Origin of the sequence: Ensifer adhaerens, assembly GCF_002007205.1 — a bacterium.
GTDB classification, from domain to species: domain Bacteria; phylum Pseudomonadota; class Alphaproteobacteria; order Rhizobiales; family Rhizobiaceae; genus Ensifer; species Ensifer adhaerens_D.
The window spans coordinates 427959-451671 of sequence record NZ_LAZS01000008.1 but is presented as its reverse complement, the minus strand read 5'-3'; the positions used below and the strand labels follow the sequence as shown (position 1 = coordinate 451671).

At 63.7% G+C, this 23713-nt stretch carries 25 protein-coding genes; 11 read left to right on the top strand and 14 right to left on the bottom strand.

The annotated features are described in order from the left end of the window. Positions 1 to 113: 113 nt before the first annotated feature. The 3 genes from XB14_RS20395 to XB14_RS20385 all read right to left on the bottom strand — a co-directional run bounded on the left by XB14_RS20395 (position 114) and on the right by XB14_RS20385 (position 2832). Positions 114 to 1106 carry a FecR family protein gene (locus XB14_RS20395; protein WP_077963414.1) on the bottom strand — a complete coding sequence of 331 codons (993 nt, stop codon included), beginning with the start codon at positions 1104 to 1106 and terminating at the stop codon, positions 114 to 116. A gap of 105 nt (positions 1107 to 1211) precedes the next feature. Continuing rightward, positions 1212 to 1736, bottom strand: coding sequence for an RNA polymerase sigma factor (locus tag XB14_RS20390; protein WP_077963413.1), 525 nt, complete (start codon positions 1734 to 1736; stop codon positions 1212 to 1214). A 151-nt stretch (positions 1737 to 1887) separates the two neighbouring features. Beyond that, positions 1888 to 2832 (bottom strand): LysR family transcriptional regulator, encoded by a 945-nt coding sequence (locus XB14_RS20385; protein ID WP_143348458.1) that lies wholly within the window; start codon positions 2830 to 2832, stop codon positions 1888 to 1890. Positions 2833 to 2928: 96 nt separating this feature from the next. Here XB14_RS20385 and XB14_RS20380 point away from each other — a divergent pair, with 96 nt between their 5' ends. Beyond that, positions 2929 to 4344 carry an aldehyde dehydrogenase family protein gene (locus tag XB14_RS20380; RefSeq protein ID WP_077963411.1) on the top strand — a complete coding sequence of 472 codons (1416 nt, stop codon included), beginning with the start codon at positions 2929 to 2931 and terminating at the stop codon, positions 4342 to 4344. Between the two features lie 85 nt (positions 4345 to 4429). Here the strand turns inward: XB14_RS20380 and XB14_RS20375 are convergent, their stop codons facing one another. Continuing rightward, positions 4430 to 5398 carry a TerC family protein gene (locus XB14_RS20375; protein WP_419178609.1) on the bottom strand — a complete coding sequence of 323 codons (969 nt, stop codon included), beginning with the start codon at positions 5396 to 5398 and terminating at the stop codon, positions 4430 to 4432. A 220-nt stretch (positions 5399 to 5618) separates the two neighbouring features. Between XB14_RS20375 and XB14_RS20370 the strand changes: the two genes are divergently transcribed. The 3 genes from XB14_RS20370 (at position 5619) to XB14_RS20360 (ending at position 7459) form a co-directional block, all read left to right on the top strand. Continuing rightward, positions 5619 to 6026: a GNAT family N-acetyltransferase gene (locus XB14_RS20370; protein WP_077963409.1), complete on the top strand. Its 408-nt coding sequence runs from the start codon at positions 5619 to 5621 to the stop codon at positions 6024 to 6026. A 130-nt stretch (positions 6027 to 6156) separates the two neighbouring features. Then, positions 6157 to 7071, top strand: coding sequence for a glutathione-dependent disulfide-bond oxidoreductase (gene yghU / locus XB14_RS20365; protein ID WP_077963408.1), 915 nt, complete (start codon positions 6157 to 6159; stop codon positions 7069 to 7071). A 10-nt stretch (positions 7072 to 7081) separates the two neighbouring features. Beyond that, positions 7082 to 7459 carry a hypothetical protein gene (locus XB14_RS20360; RefSeq protein ID WP_057255252.1) on the top strand — a complete coding sequence of 126 codons (378 nt, stop codon included), beginning with the start codon at positions 7082 to 7084 and terminating at the stop codon, positions 7457 to 7459. Positions 7460 to 7535: 76 nt separating this feature from the next. Here the strand turns inward: XB14_RS20360 and XB14_RS20355 are convergent, their stop codons facing one another. Further along, positions 7536 to 8273, bottom strand: coding sequence for a glutathione S-transferase family protein (locus tag XB14_RS20355; RefSeq protein ID WP_077963407.1), 738 nt, complete (start codon positions 8271 to 8273; stop codon positions 7536 to 7538). A gap of 196 nt (positions 8274 to 8469) precedes the next feature. After that, a complete protein-coding gene (locus XB14_RS20350) occupies positions 8470 to 9234 on the bottom strand; it encodes an SDR family oxidoreductase (RefSeq protein ID WP_077963406.1) in 765 nt (254 codons plus the stop codon). Positions 9235 to 9490: 256 nt separating this feature from the next. On the opposite strand from XB14_RS20350, the gene XB14_RS20345 reads away from it, so the two are divergent. Then, positions 9491 to 9964 (top strand): VOC family protein, encoded by a 474-nt coding sequence (locus tag XB14_RS20345; protein WP_077963405.1) that lies wholly within the window; start codon positions 9491 to 9493, stop codon positions 9962 to 9964. A gap of 241 nt (positions 9965 to 10205) precedes the next feature. Here XB14_RS20345 and XB14_RS20340 read toward each other — a convergent pair whose 3' ends face one another. Next, positions 10206 to 10901, bottom strand: a complete 696-nt coding sequence (locus tag XB14_RS20340) for a type 1 glutamine amidotransferase domain-containing protein (RefSeq protein ID WP_077963404.1) — start codon at positions 10899 to 10901, stop codon at positions 10206 to 10208. A 122-nt stretch (positions 10902 to 11023) separates the two neighbouring features. Between XB14_RS20340 and XB14_RS20335 the strand changes: the two genes are divergently transcribed. Further along, on the top strand, positions 11024 to 11911 hold the full coding sequence (locus tag XB14_RS20335; RefSeq protein ID WP_077963403.1) for a LysR family transcriptional regulator: 888 nt from the start codon (positions 11024 to 11026) through the stop codon (positions 11909 to 11911). A gap of 220 nt (positions 11912 to 12131) precedes the next feature. Here XB14_RS20335 and XB14_RS20330 read toward each other — a convergent pair whose 3' ends face one another. Next, positions 12132 to 12773 (bottom strand): HD domain-containing protein, encoded by a 642-nt coding sequence (locus XB14_RS20330; protein ID WP_143348456.1) that lies wholly within the window; start codon positions 12771 to 12773, stop codon positions 12132 to 12134. Between the two features lie 110 nt (positions 12774 to 12883). On the opposite strand from XB14_RS20330, the gene XB14_RS20325 reads away from it, so the two are divergent. Next, complete coding sequence (locus tag XB14_RS20325) at positions 12884 to 13870, top strand: GlxA family transcriptional regulator (protein ID WP_077963402.1); 987 nt, start codon at positions 12884 to 12886, stop codon at positions 13868 to 13870. 17 nt (positions 13871 to 13887) lie between these two features. On the opposite strand, the gene XB14_RS20320 is transcribed toward XB14_RS20325, so the two are convergent. From XB14_RS20320 to XB14_RS20310, 3 genes are read right to left on the bottom strand one after another with little or no spacing between them, the layout of a single operon-like run. Continuing rightward, positions 13888 to 14103: a hypothetical protein gene (locus tag XB14_RS20320; RefSeq protein ID WP_077963401.1), complete on the bottom strand. Its 216-nt coding sequence runs from the start codon at positions 14101 to 14103 to the stop codon at positions 13888 to 13890. A 44-nt stretch (positions 14104 to 14147) separates the two neighbouring features. Beyond that, positions 14148 to 14567 carry an SRPBCC family protein gene (locus tag XB14_RS20315; protein WP_077963400.1) on the bottom strand — a complete coding sequence of 140 codons (420 nt, stop codon included), beginning with the start codon at positions 14565 to 14567 and terminating at the stop codon, positions 14148 to 14150. Then, entirely contained in the window at positions 14564 to 14887 is a 324-nt protein-coding gene (locus XB14_RS20310; RefSeq protein ID WP_077963399.1) for an ArsR/SmtB family transcription factor, read from the bottom strand. The genes XB14_RS20315 and XB14_RS20310 overlap by 4 nt, the downstream gene beginning before the upstream one ends. 229 nt (positions 14888 to 15116) lie before the next feature. On the opposite strand from XB14_RS20310, the gene XB14_RS20305 reads away from it, so the two are divergent. Continuing rightward, positions 15117 to 15695, top strand: a complete 579-nt coding sequence (locus XB14_RS20305) for a flavin reductase family protein (protein ID WP_077963398.1) — start codon at positions 15117 to 15119, stop codon at positions 15693 to 15695. Positions 15696 to 15870: 175 nt separating this feature from the next. On the opposite strand, the gene XB14_RS20300 is transcribed toward XB14_RS20305, so the two are convergent. Together XB14_RS20300 and XB14_RS20295 are read right to left on the bottom strand one after the other, a co-directional pair. Further along, positions 15871 to 16407 carry an invasion associated locus B family protein gene (locus tag XB14_RS20300; protein WP_077963397.1) on the bottom strand — a complete coding sequence of 179 codons (537 nt, stop codon included), beginning with the start codon at positions 16405 to 16407 and terminating at the stop codon, positions 15871 to 15873. Next, complete coding sequence (locus tag XB14_RS20295; RefSeq protein WP_179119625.1) at positions 16407 to 19433, bottom strand: autotransporter domain-containing protein; 3027 nt, start codon at positions 19431 to 19433, stop codon at positions 16407 to 16409. Before XB14_RS20295 ends, XB14_RS20300 begins: the two co-directional genes overlap by 1 nt. Positions 19434 to 19689: 256 nt before the next feature. Between XB14_RS20295 and XB14_RS20290 the strand changes: the two genes are divergently transcribed. The 3 genes from XB14_RS20290 (at position 19690) to XB14_RS20280 (ending at position 22799) form a co-directional block, all read left to right on the top strand. Further along, positions 19690 to 20778 (top strand): sensor histidine kinase, encoded by a 1089-nt coding sequence (locus XB14_RS20290; RefSeq protein ID WP_077963395.1) that lies wholly within the window; start codon positions 19690 to 19692, stop codon positions 20776 to 20778. Positions 20779 to 20910: 132 nt separating this feature from the next. Further along, the gene (locus XB14_RS20285) at positions 20911 to 21999 is read left to right on the top strand and encodes a sensor histidine kinase (RefSeq protein WP_143348455.1); all 1089 of its coding nucleotides are present in this window, start codon (positions 20911 to 20913) and stop codon (positions 21997 to 21999) included. Then, a complete protein-coding gene (locus XB14_RS20280; protein ID WP_077963393.1) occupies positions 21996 to 22799 on the top strand; it encodes a LytR/AlgR family response regulator transcription factor in 804 nt (267 codons plus the stop codon). Before XB14_RS20285 ends, XB14_RS20280 begins: the two co-directional genes overlap by 4 nt. An 11-nt stretch (positions 22800 to 22810) precedes the next feature. Here the strand turns inward: XB14_RS20280 and XB14_RS20275 are convergent, their stop codons facing one another. After that, positions 22811 to 23704: a LysR family transcriptional regulator gene (locus XB14_RS20275; protein ID WP_077963392.1), complete on the bottom strand. Its 894-nt coding sequence runs from the start codon at positions 23702 to 23704 to the stop codon at positions 22811 to 22813. Between the last annotated feature and the right edge of the window lie 9 nt (positions 23705 to 23713).

Genomic DNA, 23713 nt, shown 5'->3' with positions numbered 1-23713 from the left:
CCCCCGTCTCGGCATCCCGCACCGCCTTGCAGGCGTGCGTTTCCAACCAAAGACGACCGGCTCCGGATTTTTTTTCACCGGCGCGCGATTTTTTCCTGATTTTTTGACTCCAATTAAAATTGGGTCAGAACCCGGCCATAGGACGTCACCGCGCGCACCTTGCCGCCGAAGGGCTGCACCAGCGCCTGGAGCGCACGATCAGGATCCTTCAGGTCGTAGACGCCGGTCACGCGCTGCCCTGCAAGACCGGGCTGCGGAACGGCGATCCAGGCGGAATGGTAGCGCTGCAGCCGCTCGGCGGCCGCAGCAACGGTCACGTTGTTGACGAACATCCTGCCGCTTCGCCACGCGCCGATCTCGTCCGGCGCGATTGCGCTTCGCGAAACTGCGCCGGTCGCATGGCTCACCGTCGCCATTTCTCCCGGCGCCAGCTCGAAATTCTGTTTGTGTTCGTTGCCGCTGTAGGAGACGGCAACCGTGCCATGCGCCAGTTCGACCGTGGTTTCCGTGCTCGCCAATTGCACGTCGAACGCAGTGCCGAGCACGGAAACCTCGACGCCGCCCGCCTCGACCACGAAGGGACGCGAAGGATCGCGGGCGACGTTGAAATAGGCTTCGCCCTTCAGAATCCTCACATGGCGGCTGCCGGCACCGATTTCGGTAGCGATGGCGCTGCCGCCGCCCAGTTCGACGGTCGTTCCGTCCGCAAGCGCGATCGTCCTGGATTGCGCGGTATCGGTGACGTGATCCGCGTGCCACCACAGGAACAGGGACGGCAGCGAGACGAACAGGGCGAGGCAGGCGGCGAGCGCGAAAACCGCCGCCCCCGCCACAAGCCCCCCGGCCATGCGGCGGCGGGACGACCGTTCGCGCGCAATCTGCGGCTTTGCTCCGCGCCAGAGGTGTTCGTGGGCAGGCGGCACTTCGCCCAGAAGCCGCCAGGTTTTCAGCGCCGCCTCCCAGGATCGGGCATGCAGTTCCGACCGACTGAGCCAGACCTGGAAAGCCGCTTCGGTATCGCGACAGTTGGGGCGCGCCTTCAGTTCGAGGAACCAGTCCATCGCTTCTTCGAGCAACGCTTCCGGAATGTGGTTGTCCTTGCTCAAAGCTTTGCCTGCTACCTCGGTGGTCGATGCGACACTATCGGATTCACTCGGTTTGTCACAAAGACGAATAGCGCCGGATTTTTTTTCACGACCCCCCTAAAATTTCTATGAGGTATTGCCCGCCAGGGTTGTCGCGACGCGCATCATGGCGGTGCGGACGTGGCGATGCGCCGTCGCAACCGAGACGTCGAGGTGAGCGGCAATCTCCTCCAGCGTGTAGCCGCCGAAGCGATGCATCTCCAGCGCCACCCTGACCTGTTCGGGAAGGTTGCCGAGGGCGATCGAGACCTGCCGGATTTCGTCGGCCGCGACGACGATATCTTCAGGCGACGGCGTCTCGATCGGCATAGACCAATAAGGCGGTTCGCTTCTTTCTTCCCGGACCTCGAGCTTGCGCCGCTTGATGAGGTCGAGGGAAAGATTGCGGACGATCCTGTAGAGATAGGCGGGCAACAGGCCGGACGATTTTTCGGAAGAGACCCCAGTTGCGTTCGCCGGCGTGAACCGGATGAACGCCTCCTGCACGATATCCTCGGCCGTTTCGCGGGATCCGACGATACGCGTTGCGTAGGCAACCAGGGCGGTACGATTGGCGAAATAGACCTGATGGCGTGTTTCCATGTCGACCATGGTGTCTGATCCGATCAAAACAACTTCGATTTGACATCCAGCGCCGCCCGCACTGGCTGCCGAGATACGATCGCCTAGCCGGCCGGCCGCACGAACGGCGTGTCTCTTAGCACGCGTAAATAAACTTGTCTTTAATACTCATGTTATTTTTTCAAGACCCACCCGCACCGCCGGATGCCGGGAGCTCGGCGCCGATCCGGCCCCGGCCCGGGCGCAACTCGCGAACAAGATCGATCAGCGCCCTGAGCTTTGCCGGCACATGCCGCCGGCCGGAAAAATAGAGGCAAAGCCCGTCATAAGGCGGCGTCCAGTCATCAAGCACCGGCACGAGCCGCCCGGCTGCGACGTGCTCTTGCACCGCATGATCGGAGAGATAGGCCAGTCCTGCGCCGCAAAGCGTCGCCTCCAGCATCAGGTCGCTGTCGTCGAGGATGAGCGGCCCCGGCACGTCGATTTCGACGCTTTCTCCGCGGCGGTTGAACTCCCAGTGGTAGATCCTGCCGCTCGCCATGCGCGCACGGATACAGGCATGCTGCAGGAGGTCGCCTGGTCGCCGCGGCACTGATCTTTGCCGAAAATAGTCCGGCGAACCGACCACGATCATGCGCGACTGGTGGAACACCGGAACCGCGATCATGTCCGGCGGAACCGCTTCGGCCAGCCGGAAGCCGGCGTCGAAGCCGAGCGCGATGATATCGACCAGCGCGTTGTCCGTCGCGACTTCCAGCGTCATCTGCGGGTAGCGCTTCAGATATTCGACGAGCAGCGGCCGCAGCACCATCTTGGCCGCCCCTGGCGACGTGTTGAGCCGGAGCGTGCCGGTCGGTCGCGCCTGCGATTCCGTCACCCGCTCGACCGCCCCTTCGATGGCTGCAAGGGCGGGAAGGACCTCGGCAACGAAACCCTCGCCCGCCGCCGTCAGCGCCACCGATCGTGTCGTCCGATTGAACAGGCGCACGCCCAGCCGCTCCTCCAGCGCCAGCACCGCATGGCTCAGCGACGATGACGAGACGCCGAGCTCCCGCGCGGCGGCGCGGAAACCGCCAAGCCGCGCAATCGTCGTCACCGCCTCAAGTTCCGAGAGGCTCGCCTTCACTGCTCTATTTTCCTCATCAGCCTGTCTTTGATTGATGATCTTATCCTGACGGTCGCCCGGATGCATATCCCCTTCATCGCAACAGGAAAACGGACGATGAAACTTATCGAACAGATTTACGTCGACGGCGCCTTCGCAACGCCTCATGGCAGCGAGCGCTTCGATCTTTTCAATCCCGCCACCGAGGAAAAGATCGGCGAGGTACGCCTCGGCGATGCCGAGGACGCCCGCGCCGCCATTGCCGCCGCCAGACGTGCCTTTCCGGCGATGAGACGGACGGAACCGGCCGAGCGCGTGTCCCTGTTGCTGGCATTGCGCGATGCCGTCGCCGCCAGGGCCGATGCGCTCCGCGCGGCCATGGCCACCGAATACGGCGCGCCGCAGTCCTTCCTCGCCTTCTCCGTGCCCCATGCCGCCGGCGTGTTCGAGGCCGCCGCGAAAACCGTGGCCGACTATGCCTTCACGCGCAGGATCGGCAATGCCGACGTGATCATGGAACCGGTCGGCGTGGCGGCCGCCATCACGCCGTGGAACAGCAACATCGGCTTCATCTGCACCAAGCTCGCCACCGCGATCGCCGCCGGAACGAGCATCGTGATCAAGCCGTCGGAAATGAGCGCGATCCAGACCCAGACGCTGCTCGAAGCCCTCCACGAAGCCGACTTGCCACCCGGGGTCCTCAACGTCGTCAACGGCCACGGCCACGTCGTCGGCGCGGAGCTCAGCCGGAATCCGGACATCGCCAAGATCACCTTCACCGGCTCGACAACGACGGGACGGACGATCCTGCGCACCGCCGCAGAGACCTTCAAACGCGTAACGCTCGAACTCGGCGGCAAGGGACCGCAGATCCTGCTCGACGATGCCGACCTCGATCGCGCCATCCCGCACGTTCTCGCCTCGGCCTTTCGCAACAGCGGACAGGCCTGCATCGCCGGAACGCGGTTGCTGGTTTCGAAAAGGCGATACGTGGAAATCAACACGCGTCTCGCAGAGGCCGTCGCGACACTCAAGGTCGGCCCCTCCAGCGATCCGGCGGCCGACATCGGCCCGATGGTAAGCGCCAGGCAGTGGGAACGGGTCCAGTCCTATATCCGTCTCGGCCAGCAAGAGGGCGCGACCCTTCTGGTCGGCGGCGAGGGTCGGCCGGACGGACTGGAGCGCGGCTGGTTCGTCCGCCCGACCGTCTTCACAGACGTCACCAACGATATGCGGATTGCGCGCGAAGAGATCTTCGGTCCGGTGCTGAGCGTGGTTCGCTACCGGGACGAGGACGAGGCGATCGCTATCGCCAACGACACGGACTACGGCCTGCAATCCTATGTTCTTGGCAGCGATGCCGAGCACATGCGCGCCGTTGCCCGCCAGCTTGAGGCCGGGCGGGTGGTGATCAACGAAGCGCCGGCCGACGCCCGGGCACCGTTCGGCGGTTTCAAGCATTCCGGGATCGGCCGCGAGTTCGGTCCGTTCGGCCTTGAGGCCTTCCTCGAACCGAAGGCGATCATCGGCTAGAAGGCGTGGCAGCGGCAAGCCGAAAAACGAAGACGGCGGCCCCTTGCGAAGGCCGCCGCATTTTCTCGTCAAGATCCGCCCAGCGTTATGCGGGCTGCTGCTCTTCGCGCGTCTTCACCAGGCTCCAGACCACGCCCGAAGCGATGATCGCGAAGGTCACGCCGAGCGACAGAGCCGCCGGGAACTTCTCGAGCCCCAGGAGATCGGCGACGAAGATCTTCGATCCGATGAAGATCAGGACGACGGCGAGCGCCGGCTTCAGGTAGCGGAAGCGATGGATCATCGCGGCAAGAGCGAAGTAGAGCGCACGCAGACCGAGGATAGCGAAGATGTTCGACGTGTAGACGATGAACGGATCGGTGGTGATCGCGAAGATCGCGGGAACCGAGTCGACAGCGAAGATCACGTCCGCAACCTCGACCATGACCAGCGCCATGAAGAGGGGCGTGATGAACCAGGTCATCTTGCCGGTCTTGGGGTTGACGAGCTTCACGAAGAAGCGCTCGCCGTGATGTTCCTCGGTGACGTTGAAACGGCTGCGCATGAAGCGCACGAGCGCATTGTCCGAGACGTTGGGCTCGGCCTCCTTCATGACAAGCATCTTGATGCCGGTGAAGACGAGGAACGCGGCGAAGATATAGAGAACCCAGGAGAATTCGGCGACCAGTGTCGCGCCGACGCCGATCATGATCGCGCGCAGCACGATGACACCGAGGATACCCCAGAACAGCACGCGGTGCTGATAGATACGCGGAACGGCGAAGAAGGAGAAGATCAGCGCGATGACGAAGACGTTGTCGAGCGCGAGCGTCTTTTCGACGACGAAGCCGGTCATATAGGCAAGACCGGAATCGGCACCGAGATACCACCAGACGAAACCGCCGAAACTCAGGCCGAGGACGATATAGAAGGCGGAAAGCTTCACGCTTTCAGCAACGCCGATCTCCTTGTTCTCCTTGTGGAGAATACCAAGGTCGAACGACAGGATGGCGATGACAAGGGCGAAAAAGCTCGCCCACAACCAGAGCGGCGTTCCCAGCCACACTACAGACATGAAGGAATAATCCACAGACGGGTCCCCATTCGGCACATGTTGTCGGAATAAGGTCCGACATCGCAAGAGTGCCGAAGCTCTCGCCAGAGGGGCCCGGACCAGCGGGTTAGGCGGGAGATAGGAACTCGGTTTTTCCGCATCAAGTACGACACTGCGATTTTTTTCGTGTAGGGAGTGGGAACGATCCGCGGCCGGTCACACGTGACTTTCGGGAGGTAATATGGAAGACAGCGCTGCACGCTTCGAGTGGCGAGGAGCGTTTGAAAACAAGGAGCTGAACGCCCTGCACGCCGAATGCTTCGAGCATGCATTGAGCGACGACGACTGGTGGACCCAGGTCAATCGCTTCAGTCTGGGCTGGGTCTCGATGCGTATCCCGGGCACGCTTGCCGGCTTCGTCAATGTCGCCTGGGACGGGGGCGTCCACGCCTTCCTGCTCGACACGATGGTGACGTCTTCGTTGAGGCGCAGAGGCTATGCCGCGCGGCTCGTCGAAGAGGCGGTGACACACGCCAGGGCCTCGGGCTGCGAATGGCTGCATGTCGACTTCGATCCGCATCTGCGCGATTTCTATTTCGGCCGTTGCGGCTTCGTGCCGACGGATGCCGGTCTCATCCGCCTTCGATAAAAAAATCCTCCAGTACAGCGCCATTGAGAATGGTCGCCCTCGCCGCTTGCGCAATGTGGTGGCTTGATGAACTTCCTATATAAAGCGAACACGACCGTTCGACGTTTCCGCCACGACAAGGACCGATTTGATGACCGAAAAATCCCCCGCCGACAATTTCCCTGCCGGCTACGACGTTCCCAAGGCCTGGACCTGGGACAAGAGCAATGGCGGAACATTTGCCAGCATCAACCGTCCGATCGCCGGCCCGACCCAGGACAAGGATCTTCCTGTCGGCAAGCATCCGCTGCAGCTTTACTCGCTGGCGACGCCCAACGGCGTCAAGGTCACGATCATGCTGGAAGAGCTGCTGGCCGTCGGCCATAAGGACGCCGAGTACGATGCCTGGCCGATCCGCATCGGGGACGGCGACCAGTTCGGCTCCGGCTTCGTCGACATCAACCCGAACTCCAAGATCCCGGCGCTGATGGACCATGCGCCAAGGGGCGGCGGCGCGCCGGTGCGCGTGTTCGAATCGGCGTCCATCCTCACCTATCTCGCCGAGAAGTTCGGCGCCTTCCTGCCGAGCGAGCTTCGCGCCCGCACCGAAACCTTGAACTGGCTGTTCTGGCAGATGGGCTCCGCACCGTTCCTCGGCGGCGGCTTCGGCCATTTCTACGCCTATGCGCCGATGAAGATCAAATACGCCATCGACCGTTACGCGATGGAGGTGAAGCGCCAGCTCGACGTGCTCGATCGCCACCTCGCCGAAAACCGGTTCCTCGCCGGCGACCAGTACACCATCGCCGACATGGCGACCTGGCCCTGGTACGGTAATCTGGCGCTGGGCCAGGTCTACGGCGACGCCGGCACCTTCCTCGAGGTTCAGAGCTACGAGCACGTCCAGCGCTGGACGGCCGAGATCGCCGCCCGCCCGGCCGTCAAGCGCGGCCGCATGGTCAACCGGCTGAGCGGCGATCCATCCGAGCAATTGCATGAGCGGCACGACGCCTCCGACTTCGAGACGAAGACGCAGGACAAGATCGTCGAGAAGCAGACCGCGTAAGGAGAATAGAATGGCAAAGCTGGCTGATATGACGAAACACCGGGGGTTTCCCTACGCCATGCCGGGCACGGGCATCCAGTTCGTCATCCGTCGGGCCAATCCCAAGGGGGCGACGCCGATCAAGGCGTTGCCCCGCCATGCCCGGCCCGGCTCTGGGGCGCACCGCATCGATGCTGCCTTCCTCCACGCCCTCTGGCATCATTTCGGCGCGGAACCATTCGAGCGCGGCAATCTCGATGCCGCCCGGCTGAACCTCCTGTTCGGACGCGAGGTGCTGCCGGTCGACAAGGATTTCGATCCCGTGTCCTATGAAGCGTTGCTCATCATCAACGAGAAGGTTGCCCGCCAAAGCTTCCCGGAATCGTTCGAAGACGTATTCGAGGTGTGATGTCGGCGGCGGCCTGGCCGCCCCAACTATTCGAGGTGGCGCACCGCTCGCCGGTGCGCCTTCTCTTTTTCTCGGGTCACGCGCCGAGTGCGCCGGTCATCGCAAGCACGTCCTTCAGCGGGACGAGGCCCTTCATCGCGCCGCTGCCGGCGGCAGGTTCGCCATCCTCGATCGCGAGGGCGAAGCGAAACGCCGGATCGGCTTCGATGCGTCGGCGCAAGGCGTGGATGCGCGGATAGTTGCGCTCGTAGTCCTTCGGATCGATCGCCTCATGGAAGTCGACCCAGCGGGCCACGCCGGCAAAGACCGCATCGGCAAGCGTCGGACGATCGCCGAGCAGGTAGTCGCTATCGCTCATCATCGCTTCCAGTTGCTGGTGGCGCTTGGCGACGAATTCGCGGCCGAAGGCGCGCAGCGTCTCGCGGTATTCGTCGCTGGCGTCCTCCGCCTCCAGCGCCACCCACATCGAAAAGAAGGCGCCGGTAAAACCGGTGTTGAGGAAGGCGATGAACTGGTGCATGCGGTCCGCCTCGAAGGTGCCGGGCGCGAAGCTGATGCGACGCTCGCGATCGCGCGCCTCCAGCCACAATGCGATCGCCATGGTTTCGGTCAGCACTTCGCCCTTGTCGGTCACCAGAACGGGCGTCTCCACCCGACCGTTGAACCGCTCGTAGGCTTCGGTGCGCATATCCCCGAGCATGTCGACGCGGGTCAGTCGATAGGGCTGGCCGAGCCACTCGAAGGCGGTGACCAGGCCGGCGGAGCTTCCCAGCGGAAAGCCTGAGGTGAAGATCGGTTCAGAGACAGAGTGCATGGTGTCGTTTCTCCATTGTTGATGTCATGGATATATCGACGTGGACGGCGCCTCTGTAGTCGGCCGAACCTGAACTTATCGTCTGCATATGTGGACGATAGATGACGGCCTTTGGCGAACCGTGCCGGAGTTTGGCCGAACGCCATTGCAGGCGGTCGGGATCTTGTCGGGATCGGCCCCTGACAGGGGCCCGCCACTAGGCGGAGCGAGCCGGAGACGGATAGAGGCCGCCTTCGTCGGCATCGACCGTGATCGACAAGGTCACATGCCGCGGCCGCGTCACCGCGAACAACACCGCCTCGGCGATGTCCCGGTTCGTCGCCGCCGCGCCCTTCTCCCGACTGCCGGCCTCCTCCCATGCGCCATCAAGCGGCGAGATGTCTTCGAGGTATGGCGGATGGACGACGATCGAGCGGATGGGCGTACCGGCGAGCTTCTGGCGCAAGCCGTCGGCCAGTGCCGCCTGCGCCCGCTTGGCGGCATAGAACGGCACGGACACGGAGTGGAGCGCCGCGTTTGGCAGGCCGCTGATCGAGCCGATCGTAACGATATCCGGCCGGGGCGAGTGACCGAGCAGGGGCAGCAGTCCCTGGGTGAAAAGGAAGGTCCCGGTAACGGCCGCATTGACGACGCCGAACACCGCGTCTTCAGGATGATCCTCGTCACTGTCCTCGAGCCACATGGCGCCGTTGTTCACGAGGATATCGACGTGCCCGTACTCGGCCTTGATGCTTTCGATCGCCGTAGCCACGCTTTTCGCATCCGCAAGGTCGAGTGCAACGGTTTGAACCCGTCGCTCAAAGTTTCCGGCGATCGTGGCAGCCACGTCCTTGAGGGCGCTCTGGCTGCGCCCGCACAACACGAGATCGCACCCCGCCTCGGCGAGGGCAAAGGCCAGCGCCGCGCCGAGGCCGCGACCGGCACCGGTCACCACCGCAACAGTTCGATTCAGTTGTTTCATCTCTATCCCCTTAAGCGTGCGGGAGAAGGCTCCCCGCGCCACACATCGAGGCCGCACAGTTAGGTATCACCGGTTGAATTTCCAACGGAAAAGCACCGGATGCGACGACCCGGCGCACGTGCCTGCGACGCGCATTCCGTCAGGCAAAGGCATCCGCTAGCAAAGTTTCGGGTGGAGAAACGGGGCCGCCGACCTATCTCGCAGGGCAGGTGGCGAAGGAAACGGGCCGTCCGGCTTGAAACGAAAGGAACGCGTAATGGCCAAGAACACTATCTGTCTCTGGTACGACAAGGACGCCGAGACCGCCGCTCGCTTCTACGCCGAGGTCTTTCCCGACAGCCGGGTCAGCGCCGTGCACCGCGCGCCCGGCGACTATCCGTCCGGCAAGGCAGGTGACGTGTTGACGGTGGAGTTCAGCGTCGCCGGCATCCCCTGCCTCGGTCTCAACGGCGGCCCGATGTTCAAGCACAACGAGGCCTTCTCGTTCCAGATCGCCACCGATGACCAGGAGGAGACCGACCGCTACTGGAACGCCATTGTCGGCAATGGCGGAAAGGAGAGCGCCTGCGGCTGGTGCAAGGACAAATGGGGCATTTCCTGGCAGATCACGCCAAGGGTCCTGACCGATGCCCTGGCGGCCGGCGGCGCCGAGGCAAAGCGCGCCTTCGAGGCGATGATGGACATGGGCAAGATCGACGTTGCCGCGATCGAGGCGGCACGGCGCGGCTGAGACGTCTTCCCCGACGGAACTTTCTGGCCCGCGCCGGCTTACCCAAGGGAGCGCGGGCCGTGTCAACCGGACGCGACAGGGATGGCGAACATGGCGGTTTTTCCGGTTTCCCGCCATGGCCAACGCAACGGCAGTCGAGCGCCCTACCTGTCCGGTTCGCCTCACGCTGTCGGCGATGCTTCGCCGGCAGCATGAGCCGGGTCCGAGGTGCCGACCGTTCCGGTAGCCCGCTGAGCCGGGATCAGGCGCTCAGGATATCGCGAAGCGCCTCGCCGACGCCGGTCGCCGACTGCGGGTTCTGGCCGGTGATCAGCCGTCCGTCGACAACCACCTTCGATGTCCAGTCCGCCGCCGGGTGATGAGTTGCCCCGCGTTCCACAAGCGTGCTCGCGAGCAGGAAGGGCACCGTCTTGTCGAGGCCGACGGCGCGCTCCTCGGAATCGGTGAAGGCGCTGACGTTGCGACCGGCGACCAGATAGCGGCCGTCCGAAAGCTTGACGTTCACGAGCGCTGCCGGACCGTGGCAGACCGCCGCAACGGCGCCGCCGGCCTCGAAGACCGAGCGGGTGACACGGTCGACGGCGCTGCTTTGCGGCAGATCCCACATGGCGCCGTGGCCACCGGCGAAGAAGACGGCTGCGTAGCGCGAGGGGTCGACATCGTCGAGCCTCGCGGTCGTGCGGATCGCGACCCGAAACGTCTCGTCGTTCCAGTACCGGGCATTGGTCTTGTCCTCCAGATCGAGGCCGTCGACCGGCGGCTCGCCACCCTTGATCGATGCGAACTCGACGGCGATGCCGGCGGCCTCGAGCACCGCCAAGGGATGGGTGACCTCGCCGAGGTAGAAGCCGGTCGGCTGGCCGCCATCGCCCTTGGTGCCATGGCTGGTAAGGACAAAAAGCACGGGTTTTTTCGGACTGGCGCTTGTGTTCGGCATCATTTTCTCCTGGTTGAAGCGGGCCTGAGATTGCGGCCGTCGATTGATACTGCTTATCTATTGCTTCGCTTTGCGGCGATAAATGCGCCGCCGCGGAAATGATTTGGACTTTGGAGGCAAGAATGCGACGTTTCGATCACCTCGCCGACGTCGAGGCCTTCATCACCGTCACGGACAAGGGATCGCTGACCGCCGGCGCGGTTGCGCTGGCCACCACGCCATCCGTGCTCAGCCGGGCAATCACCCGCCTCGAAACCAGGCTCGGCACGCAACTGCTGCGGCGCACGACACGGCGCATCAGCCTTACGGAAGCGGGCAGCACCTATCTGGAGCAGGTCCGCGCAGCCTTCGAGACGATCGATCAGGCCGAACGGGCCGTGCAGGGCGAAGGCGCCTTGGCCGGCCGGGTCCGTCTCAGCGTTTCCACCACCTATGGGCATTTCCGCCTGCCGGAGAAACTGACGCGGTTTGCACTCAGCCATCCCGGCGTTACGGTCGAATTGTCGATCGCCAACCGCAATGTCGACCTTGTCGCCGAAGGCTATGACCTCGCCATTCGCCTCGGCCAGCTTCCCGATAGCGGCATGATCGGGAGGAAGCTTGCGGATGCGCCGTTAAGGCTGGTGGCCTCTCCCGATTACCTCGCCCTGCGCGGGACGCCGCAATCGATCGAAGATCTTTCGGCCCATACCTGCCTGCCCTTCGTCATGCCGAGCACCGGCCGGCCGGCCCCCTGGCTGTTGCGGGTCGATGGTTTAGATGTCGACTGGGTACCCCAAGGCTCCGTTCAAGTCGAAGACGATGTTCTCGGCACCGTATCGCTGGCCGAGGCGGGTCTCGGCATCTGCCAGACCTATGACTTCGTCGTGCGGGATCGGCTTTCTCGCGGAAGCCTGGTCGAACTGCTGCCGGCGTTCGGCGGACGATCGCGTCCCTTCTCGCTCATCTATCCGCCCCATCGCCATCTCTCGGCCGCTACACGGGCGTTGATTGATTGCCTTTTGGAATAGACGCAGCCTGAAGCAAGTTTTGACTTCAATGGTCCTTGCCTGGACCGGCTCTTCCGCGGGGTTGATCGAGGACAGCGAAGACGCTTAGCGCGAACCTTGCCGCTTGCCGAGATCGGCAAACAGGGGAACGCGATCCGAACCTGCGATCGCGGATGGCCGCGCCGGTCAGGCTTACGGACCATCACCTCCATGATGACGGCCCGCGCGCCTGCGGCTCGTCTCAGCCGTGCCAGTGCGAGCAGCGGATCACGTTGCAGAAATTGCCGCGATGGAAATGCGGCTCCCTGTCGGCGATGACGTCGGCCTTGACGTTGCCGAAGGTCGTGTGGGGCTTGTGCTTGATGCCGTCGTAGAAGGCCTGGATGATGTCCTCCTTGAAGGTCGGCGTGCGCGGGAAGGCGCGAACCACCGCCTCGCGCTCGGCGTCGGAATATTGCCTGTAGGTGAGGCCGAGCACGTCCATCTCGACGCCTGCGGTCACCAGTGCCACGACCGGATGCATGTGTTCGGGCACGCCCGGGGTCGTATGGAGCGCAATTGCCGTCCACACCGCGTAGGCATCTGCCTCCGAAATACCGTGGCTGCGCAGGAAATCGCGGGCGGCATGGGCGCCATCGACTTCGAAGCGCTCGTTCTGGCTGCTGTGGCTCGGCATCAGGCCGATGTCATGAAACATTGCGCCGGCATAAAGCAGCTCGCGGTCGAAGGTCAGCCCACGATGAATGCCGGCGAGCGCACCAAAATGGTAGACGCGGCTCGAATGGTTGAAGAGCACCTCCGTCTCCGTATCGCGGATATGCTCCGTGATGGCCCTTGCCAGTTTGCTATCGGGAATGGCGGCCTCTTTGGCGATGAACGGCATGTGCTTTCTCCTTGCGGTTTCCACTCGCCAGCAGGGTAGAAACCGACTAGATTGTCTGCAATCGCCGTAACACGGCAAATACAGACAAATACGGATCGAGGCGGACGCAAATGCAGCAGACGACGAGAACAATCGTGGTGGTGGCGCTGCCCGGCGTACAGCTCCTCGACGTCTCGGGCCCGCTGGATGTCTTTGCCGAAGCGAACGCGCAGGTCGGCCGCGAGGCCTATCACCTGCTCGTCGCCGCAGCAGAGCCGGGGCCGCTGCGCAGTTCGTCCGGCGTCCGGTTGATGGCGGACCGCACCATCGGTCATGGTTTCGATGAAACGATCGACACATTGCTTGTTGCCGGATGCCCGAATGCAGCGGAAGTTCCGGCGGATGGCGTGGTTCTGGATTGGCTGCGGCTACACGCGCCAACTGTGCGGCGCTATGGCTCGGTCTGCAGTGGCGCCTTTTTCCTTGCGGCGGCGGGGCTGCTTGCGGGACGGCGGGTGACGACGCACTGGGCCGTGGCCGAAGAGCTCGCGCGGCGTTTCCCCGATGTGACCGTCGACGAAGATTCGATCCATGTGAGCGACGGGCCGCTGCGCACGGCCGCCGGCGTGACGGCCGGACTGGACCTGGCGCTAGCGCTGGTCGAGGAGGATCTCGGGCACGAAATCGCCAAACGGGTGGCGGGCCAGCTGGTGATGTTCTTCAAACGGCCCGGAGGGCAGATGCAGTTCAGCCGCAAGGGCGAGGCGGCACCGGCCGGCCGCTCCGCGCTCCAGGAATTGCAGCGCTGGATCGCCGGCAATCCCGCACAGGACCACAGCGTCGCCAGCCTCGCGAGGCGTATGGATCTCAGCCCGCGCCACTTCTCCCGGCTTTTCCGCAGCGAGGTCGGTATCACGCCGGCAAGCTGGGTCGAGGAGGCGCGGGTGCACGCGGCCCGCCGCCTTCTCGAAAAGGGCCATGACGCACCCAAGCAGGTTGCGGCTCAATGCGGCTTTGCCGATGCCGATACGCTGCGTCGTGCCTTTACACGCCATGTCGGCGTGACGCCGGCCGAGTATCGAAAGCGCTTCTCCAGCCCGGCTCTGCCCGCCGCGTAAGTCGGCGGGCCATGCCCCTACTCGGCCGCCTGCATCCTGCCTCGCGGCTTGCTGAGATAGGGCAACACGAAGAGATAGAGGCCCGTCGGCAGCAGCACGGCAAGCGGCGGCAGCGGCAGGTAGTAGACCCATTCGGGAAGCGTCGCCAAAGGCGTGCCGACAAAGATGGCGGCAACGGCCAGGGAGAAAAGCAGCGACGTCCAACGATGGATTACGCGGATCAGAGAGGTCATTCTGGCACCTTGAGTTTGTACTTCGTCTCCAAGCGGCAGGGTGATCAGTCGAGTTTCGCGACGACCTCTTCCAACTGGGTGAAAAAGCGCTGCCAGCCGACGGTTGCGCCCTGGAAATAGGACTTCTGGTCCGCCCTGAAGCCGCGCTGTTCCATGCGCAGGTTCGTGCCGCCATTGGCAGGAACGAGCGTCCAGGTGACGACACTGGTGAGGTCCTTGGTGTCCCAACGGTAGGCGAGCGAGCGGTTCGCCTCGATCGTCTCGACCTCGCAGTCGACCTGGCCCCAGTCGGCCGAGAGGGTAAAGCGACGGCCGACCTCGGGAATGAAGTCGTTGCGCATCAGCCATTCGGCGATCAGGTGCGGCTGCGTCAGCGCGCGCCAGATCTTCTCCGGCGGATGGGAGAAATTGCGTTCGACGACGACGGAGCGGGTGGTTTCTGTAGTTTTGGTTGTTTCGATCATTGGTCCATTCTCTTCAGGAGATCATCGAGATCGTCGAAGCGGTCCTGCCAGAAGCCGGCCATCTCCGTCGTCCAGTCAACCAGCGTCGCAAGCGCTTCGCGCCGGGCGCCGTAATAGGTGTAGCGGCCTTCATGCCGGTCGTGCACGAGCCCCGCAGCCTTCAGGATCTTGAGATGTTTGGATACGACCGGCTGCGAAACCCCGGCATCGGCCAACAACCCGACCACGGTCGTATCCCCCTGCCGGCAAAGGCGCTCGAAGAGCCCCCGCCGGGTGGGATCGGCAAGTGCCCGGAAAACCGCATCCTGTAACTCAGACATGTCTCATACCCAATTGGCTATGTAATGACGTATAGCCAATTGGGTATGAGTTTGTCAAACGCTAATGTTTCGCCCGCCTGCTTCCCGTTCAAGCGCGCTCCGCCCGCTGCCGTCCCGCCCCTCCGGCACCGCGAGGAGGCCCCCAAGCTCACGCTTGTTGGCGCAATGCAGCGCCCCTATAGAAGAGGAAAATCGCTAGATGTCCGCGATAGGCGGCCGGAGTTGTCTGATGGTTTCGCATATTCGTGCCGTTCCACTCGAAAAGGCATACCGGCTGCTGAACCATGGCCCGACAGTGCTGGTTTCCGCCCGCCATGGCGGCGTTGAGGACGTGATGGCGGCCGCCTGGGCCTGCGCGCTCGATTATGATCCGCCCAAGCTGACGGTCGTGCTCGACAGCGCCACCCGTACCCGCAGCCTTGCGGAAAAAGCGGGGGTGTTCGTCATCCAGGTTCCGACCGCCGCCCAGGCGGTACTGACGCATGCGGTGGGCACAACGAGCCTTCACGACGATCCCGACAAACTTCGCAACGCCGGCGTCGCGCTGTTCGAAATGCCGGAGCATGACCTTCCGCTCGTTGCCGGCTGCTCCGCTTGGCTCGCCTGCCGTCTGATCAGTGAGCCGTCGATTGAGAGCCGTTACGACCTGTTCGTCGGCGAAGTCTTCGCGGCCTGGGCCGACGATCGCGTGTTTCGCGACGGGCGCTGGATGTTCGAGACGGCCGATCCCGCCTTGCGCAGCCTACACTATGTCGCTGGCGGGCACTTCTACGTGATCGGCGATGCGATCGACGTATCCTCCCGATAGCCCCGACTGGCATTCCTAGGCGCCCACCATCGGTGGCCTCGACAGTGCCTGCGGCCTGTTCTCGAAAAGCAGGCCCCGGCCGCGCTTTTCGTGCGACCGGGTCGGTCTTGGGAGGCTGTCCGCGTTGAAACCGGCCAGATGCACGGGCATGAGGCGACGGCCCCTAGAGCCGGTCTCAGCTCTTGCCAGAAAGGGCGATCACCCGGTCGAGCGCTGCGGCAAAGCCTTTCAGCGATACCGCGAACGCCACGTCCTTTTCGGTGTCGCTGGCAAAGGCGCCGATCTTCAGTGCCGTGCCGCTGCGCAGCAACGCAACCGTCGCTTCGGTGAATGTCAAAGGCACGATGCACCCAAACGGCAGGCAGGTGCGGAACCGGGTCGGCTTGCCGCCCGTCGCCTCATCGACGCCAAGCGTGACGCCCTTATCCAGATAAAGACCGAAGGGGAGCGCGAGGCTCCCCTCAAGGCCGGCCTCCGCCGCCGTGCGAAGTTCGATCGTCAGCACATGCTGACCGCTCTTGTGGAACTGGCGCTGCGAGAGGAGGCAATGTTTTTTCCCCTCGATGTCGGCGCAGGCAACGCTCCAGTCCTCGTAGGTCTCCGAAAGCTCGGATGGCGCCGCGGGTTTGCCGGCAGCGTCTTCCCCATAAAGCGGCGTGATGGCGACGAAGGTCGCCATCAGCATTGTCGAGAGCCAGACGAGCCTGCGCATCAGAAGCGCACGTCGAGCTTGGCGTCGACCGCGTTCTGCGTCGTGCCGGAGCCGAACTGGCCGGTATAGGTGATGCCGAGGCTCGCACCGTCGGTCAGCGCGAAGTCGATGCCGGCTTCGATGATCGCCGCGTCCTCGGCGATCGGCGTACCGGCGACCGAGAAGGCGCTGCCCGTGCCGAACGCCATCGTCGAGAACGGCGTCGTGTCGCCAAAGGCGTGCTGCCAGCCGAGCATGCCGCGCAACTTCGCTTCGGTGGCGCCGAGGCTGAGCGGGGCCGAGGCGCGAAGACCGAGCGTCGTGAACGTCGTATCGGTCGTGTTGCTCTGGGTCGACAGAGCCGCAGCACCACCGCGCTCGGTGAAGCTGTCGGTGTGCAGGCTGACATAGGCGAGGTTGGCGAAGGGCTCGAGGGCGACACTCGGCAGGTCGATACGGTAACCGACCTCGCCGAAGGCCTGGAAGGTGCCGGCGTCGTAATCGGCCTTCAGCTCATCGCTGAAACCCGGGAAGGCGACGTTGCGCGACGTGTTGATCGAATGCCAAGTATAGGCAAGACCGGAGCGCAGTGCGACGTCGCCCCACCGGCCGCCGCCATAAACGCCGAGGTGATAGTTGTCGCTGTCGCCGCTGGCAGCGCGATTGTCGACGTCGAAGTTGGTGCGGCTGTAGCCGGCCATGATGCCGACGAGCGCATTGTCCGAAACCGCCGCGTCGAAGCCGGTGATGAAACCGCCGGTCGACTGGTCAAGGCCTGCGGCATTGCCGTTACCGTCGCTGTTGGTCCAGGAGCCGAACACCTGGCCCCAGCCGACCATCGCGGGCGGTGCGACGGGTACGGCGTTGACGGCGGCAACCGCACCCGTCGTGATCTTGTCCTCCGGGCCGTAGGCGAGAACCGGAACGTTTGCCGCACCCACATCGCCGAACGCATCGCGAATGCGGTTGCTGGCGGCGTTGCGCAACAGGCTGCTGTCATTGATCAGCGCCGTCTGCGCCGAGGCGTGGACCTCGCCGGACAACAGGTCGAAGGCGCGGCGTGCCGCATCGCCATCCTGCAGGATCAGGGCATTGTAGAGCGCCAGCGACGGGCCGCTCTGGGCGAGCGTGTTGAGCGCCAGCGCCGTCTTGCGTTGATTGCCGGTGGAGGCCTCGCCTTCGAAGACGCCCGGTTCCGGCTCACCCGGCTTCGGTTCGCCTGGCTTCGGCTCCTCGCCCGGCTTGGGTTCTTCTCCCGGTTTCGTACCGCCGTTCTTGACCTTGATCTTGAGATCGACCTGCTTTTCCTGCTGGTCGAGCGACACTTCGAGGAAGGCGGACTTGGAGATCGCCTCGGCGAATTTTCCTTCGATTACCCGGTCGGCGGTCAGGATCGTGTAGGTCTGCCCGGTTTTGTAGCTGGTGTTGGCGTCGAGCGCCGTCACCTGAACATTGGTGCCGCTGCCGATCTTCGCGATGCCGGTGTTGTCGTTTGTGGCGATGCTCTTGACGACGATGCGGTCGGAGCGGCCGTCACCGGCGATATCGGCTTCATAAATCGACCCGCTCGCCATATCCAGCCGACCCATGATCGTCAGCGTGCCAGTGGAATTGTTGCCGGGCGAAATGATCGCCTTCTTGTCGATATAGGTGTTGCCGACCGTGCCGGAGCCGCCAAGCCGGCCGAAAGCCGAACTGCTCCTCGATTCGCCCCAGACGTTCACTTCACCGGTATAGAAACGGTCGCCCTCGATGCGTCCCGTCGCACCGTCGACAATCAGCGAGCCGTTGGTGACCTCGAAGTTGGTCTCACTATAGTCCAAGGGGCCGTTATCCGAGTCATTGTCGATCGTGTCGACATTGCCCTTCAGCACCAGCTTGCCGCCGGAAACGTTCACCTTGCCATAGAACTTCGACAGGTCACCGGTAAGGATGGTCTCGCCGGAGAAATTCGAGACCATGCCCTTGCCGACCATGACATTGCCGAATTCGTAACCCGTGTTCGTATGGTTGAAGTTGACGTAGCCCCGGCGCGGCCCGAAATCGATCTTCGCGGACGAGTTGACCGTGCCGGCCCCTTGCGCCTGCCGTGCAACAGGTTCGGCGATGTTGTTCAGGTCGACGCCGCCGCCGATCGTCAGATTGCCCATGCCCTCGTTGTTGATGCCGCCGATACCGGAAAGGACGATGTCGCCGCCGACCGAAAGCTTGGCGCCGTTGGCGACGGAAAGATTGGCCCTGCCGCTTTCCCCGATCGTCAACTTGTCAGCAACCTTGAGCTCGCTGCCGGCGCCATCGATGACAGCCTGGATCGTGTCGGTGCTCTCATTTTCTTCCAGAACGGCGGTGTTGGTCGAAACCACGGCGCCCTTCTCGACCGTGAAGCTATCGCCGATCGTGAGCTCGCCGGTGTTGACCCAACGCGTATTAGCGCCGGTGACCAGAACCGTGCCGTTTTCGAAATATGTCTTCCTGGAGTTGACGAGACCGCCGTCCTCGATCCGGACCGCGGCCGTGTTGAGCGTCAGCGCGCCGTCGGCGATGCCCAGGTAGTCGGTGGTGAGCATCGAGCCGGCGCCGCGCACGACGAGCGTTCCATCGCCTTCCTGCAGGGAGCCGACATAGGTTTCCTTGGCGGAGACCCTGCCGCCGTTCTCGACGATCAATGTACCCTTGCCGCCGTAGATGCCGTTTTCGAAACCGCCGATGAAGAGCGCGCGGTAGCCGTTCGGATTGGCGTCGACGATGTCCCAGGACGAACCGGGTCCGGAAACGACGACGGTCGCGACCGAGCCTCTGCTGTCGGCGATATAGCCGTGGGTGCTTTCAACCTTGGCACCGTTGTTGATCGTCAGCGTGGCGCCGGCCGGCCCGCCGCGCACGACCAGCTTGCCGTTCACCGTATGGTCGCTGGACCAGGTCGTGTCGGTGGGCACGAGCAGATCGACGGCCTTCGCCGGCGACGGCACGAACGGCACTGCGGCCAGAGCCAGCGAGAGCAAGCCGGCACGGCCAAGCGCCGTCGAGCTCAGAAGGTTGATCTTCAAAACGTCCGCCTTCGCACAGATATTCAATGTCTGCCCCTTTTCCTTTGCATTCATGGGCGCACAACTTCCAAGCGAATGGATTCGCTGGGAAAGCACGGGTCATGGGGCGGCTATAGCAAGCCCGCAGAAAGCGAGAATTCGGCTTTCTGCAAACGGCAGATTGTGGCGTTGAAGGGCTGTGGCTTTCTGCAAACGGCTTGTTTTCGGCGACGAACGGCGGTCGACAACCGTATGGACTTGAAGGATAAAACCTCGCATGGAGCGAGGACATGAGACGGTTTTGCCTGACGAGGCTGAGTATGCCGCAAGCGTTCGGCGGGCAACGCTCTTTCTCGCGCTCCTCTACCAGTTCATTCAGTTCGTCATCAGCAACACGCTTTGGGCGTTCCTCGGATACGACCCGATAGCGATCGCGCCGATCACCCTGATCCTGATGCTGAACGGGACGCTCATGTCCTATGCGATGGCAGCGGCGCTCTTTCGCTTCCGGAACCGGTCCATCCTCTTCAAGCTTCTGCTCGGCTCCGCCCTGTCGCTCGTTGCTGCAGCAATCAATGCCAGCGTCGATTTCCTCAGTCACGGCCTGATCGAGCATGGCGATCCGGGCGCGATCAACTGGACCAATGTCGGCTACACCGTCATCTATTGCATGGCGCTGTTTCACGGATGGGCGTTTCTCTACATCGCCCTTCTGGCCAACTACGAGCTGCGCGAGCGGGAGCGCCGGCTTGCCGTGACCCGGGAAGAGGCGCTGACGGCGCAGATGCGGGCGCTGCGCTACCAGGTCAATCCGCACTTCCTGTTCAACACCCTGAACTCGATTGCCGGGCTGATCGAGGAAGGTGCGTCGACGGCGGCCCGCCGCATGGTGCTCTCGCTCTCGGCCTTCCTGCGCACCACAGTCGAGCTCGACCCAATGCAGGACGTCTGTCTCGCCGACGAACTCGCCCTGCAGCTCGGCTATCTCAACATCGAGGGTGAACGCTTCTCCGACCGCATGCGGATCAAGCTCGACATCGCGCCGGGCCTTGAGCGGGCACTGGTGCCGAGCCTCATTCTGCAGCCGCTGATCGAAAACGCGATAAAGCACGGCGTCGGCGGTTCGGTCGGCATGGTCGAGATCGTGATCCGCGCCGCAAGGCAGGGCGAAACGCTCGAACTTTCTGTCGAAAACGACCGTGCGAACGATCCCCGGGCGAATAAGCCCGCCGGAACCGGTACCGGGCTGAAGAATGTCGCCGACCGTATCAAGGCCCGGTTTCCCGAGGTCGGCGCCTTCATTTTCGGGCTTGTCGCGCCGCACCGCTTTCGGGCGGCGATCACCATGCCGTTGCGGCTGGCCTGACAGCAGTCACCGGCGGCACCCCGACCAACGACAACAGATAACCGCCGAAAGTCCGGGGCTTTCTGCAAACCGCTTGATTTGACCGACGAACGGCAATCGACATCGGCCGCCGGTTGAACGATAAAAATGGCCATGAAACCTGAGGATGATGCAAGATCGGTGGACGAAAGCGCCTATATCGCCAGCGTGCGGCGCACGACGCTCTGGCTCGGCTTCCTCTACTGGTTCGTGGAATTCCTGATCAGCAGCATTCTGTGGGCGATCCTCGGGATCGACCCGATCATGTCGGCGCCGGGCAAGCTCCTGCTGATGTCCTGCGGCATGGCCTTTTCCTATGGCATCGCAGCCGCGATGTTTCGCGTCCGCCGCCAGCACATCGCGCTGAAGATCGTCGTCGGCTTTACGACCGCTCTCGTTGCCGCCTTCGCCAACACCGGCGTCGACTTTCTGCTCTATCTTTTCATCTTGCGCCCCGACCCGATCACGCCCGATTGGACCAGCATCGGCTACACCCTGGTCTACAGCATGGCGACCTTCGTCGGCTGGTCCTTCTTCTTCGTCGCGCTGCTTTACAGTTTCGAGCTGCGCGAGCGCGAGCGGCGCCTGGCGATCACCCGCGAGGAGGCGCTTGCCGCGCAGATGCGGGCGCTGCGCTACCAGGTCAACCCGCACTTCCTGTTCAACACGCTGAACTCCATCACCGGCCTGATCGAGGAAGGGCAGACGCTCGCCGCCACGCGCATGGTGATGTCGCTGTCCAACTTTCTGCGTACCACGCTGGAGCTCGATCCGTTGCATGACGTGCGGCTCGCCGACGAACTCGCGCTCCAGGCCGGCTACCTCCATATCGAGGGCGAGCGCTACTCTGACCGGATGAGGTTCCGGATGGACATCGACACCGGTCTCGAAGAGGCGCTGGTGCCAAGCCTCATCCTGCAGCCGCTGATTGAAAACGCGGTCAAGCACGGGGTCAGCCGCTCGCCGGACCAGGTGGAAATCGTCATCAGCGCCGCCAAGGTCGGCCAGGCGCTGGAGATCGCAGTCGAAAACGACTTCGCGGCGGCGGCGGAAGCCGGACGGCGACCGGGCACGGGGATCGGCCTGAAGAACGTCGCCGATCGCGTCCAGGCGCGTTTTCCGGGTGTCGGCGCCTGCGTTTCGGGCCTCGTGACACCCCACCGTTTCAGAGCTGCAATCACCATGCCCCTGAGGCTCGCATGAACGAAATCCAGACTGTTCCGCTTTCCGTCCTCGTCATCGACGACGAGCCGCTGGCGCGGCGGCGTCTTCTGCGCCTGCTCGGCGCCATGCCCGCCGTCGAGGTGGTGGGAACGGCCGGCAACGTGCAGCAGGCCTGTTCCATGGTCGCCGAACTTTCGCCGGACGCGATCCTGCTCGATATCCAGATGCCGGGCGGCACCGGCTTCGATGTCCTGGAGCGGCTGGGCAACCACGCACCCGCGGTCGTGTTCGTGACCGCCTTCGACCACTATGCGCTTCGCGCCTTCGAAGCCGCGGCGGTGGACTACGTCACCAAGCCGATCGAATCCAGCCGCCTGCGCACGGCAATCGAACGCGCCCGCGTGGCGATTGCGGCGCGCACCAGTGCCGAACGGGTGCTTGAGCTCAACGAAACTGTGACGGTGCTGCGCCAGGCGCTGCGCAAGCACGAGACCCAGGCGGGCGACCTGTGGATCAAATCCAGGGGAGAGTTCGTGCGCATCGCGCTCGACCGGGTCGTGCGCTTTCAGGCGGAGCGCGACTATGTCCGCATTCACGTCGAAGGTCGATCCTATCTGCACCACGAAAGCCTCGCCTCGCTGGAGCGCCGCCTCGATCCCGCGGGTTTTCTGAGACTGCACCGCAGTTCGATCGTGCGCCGCGACTGTATCGTGGGGCTGAAGCAGGCGCCCTTCGCCGCGCTGATCGCCCTTCTCTCCGACGGCAGCGAGATCCGTGTCGGCCGAACCTATGCCCGCCACATCAGACCGATGACCGGCGAGCGCAATCAGGCGGACTAGGCGCCGCCCGGCTATCGCAGGATAGCCCGCAGCCGCGGGGCTACGAAGTCAACGAAGGCCCTGAGCTTCATCGGCACAAGCCCCTGGGGAAGATAGACGAGCTGGACCGGCAGCGCCGGGTGCTCGAAGGTCTCCAGCAGCGGAACGAGCAGGCCATCGGCGACCGGGCGCGCCACCTGATAGGAAAGTACCCGTGTCAACCCGAGACCGGATATCGCCGCGTCGACGGCAGATTCCGCCGTATTGACGACAAGCCGCGACCGGATCGGCGCGGCCAGCTCGCGCCCGCCGTCGAGGAAACGCCAGACATGGGCGGCCGTGACGTTTTCGAAGGTGATGCAATCGTGATCGGCGAGTTCGCTCGGGTGCCGGAGCACGCCGTGCCGCGCGACATAATCGGGGCTTGCATAGACCACCCGGCGCACCGTGCCGAGCTTCGTCGCCACGAGATTGCTGTCGGGCAGGTTTCCGATCCTCAGCGCCACGTCGATGCGATCGTCGACGAGATTGGCAAACCGGTCGCCCAAGGCAAGGCGCATATCGACCTGGGGGTGGGCCTTGAGGAAGTCGACCACGACGGGAAGCACATGCAGCCGCCCGAAGACGATGGGCGCGGAGACCGTCAGGTCGCCCTTGATCGTGCTGTACTCGCCGGCCGCCACCCGTTCCGCTTCCTCGACGCGTGAGAGGATCTCCTTGGCGGCCTCGACATAGGCTCGGCCCGCTTCGGTCAGGAGGATCTTGCGGTTGGTCCTGGTGATCAGCTGCGCTCCGAGATGTGCTTCCAGCTCGGAGACCTTCCGGCTGATCGTGGCCAACGGCACCTTGAGGTGCCGGGAGGCGGCCGACAGGCTGCCGTTTTCGATGACGGCGAGCAGAACCCCCATGGCGTCGAGACGGTCCATTTTATCCTT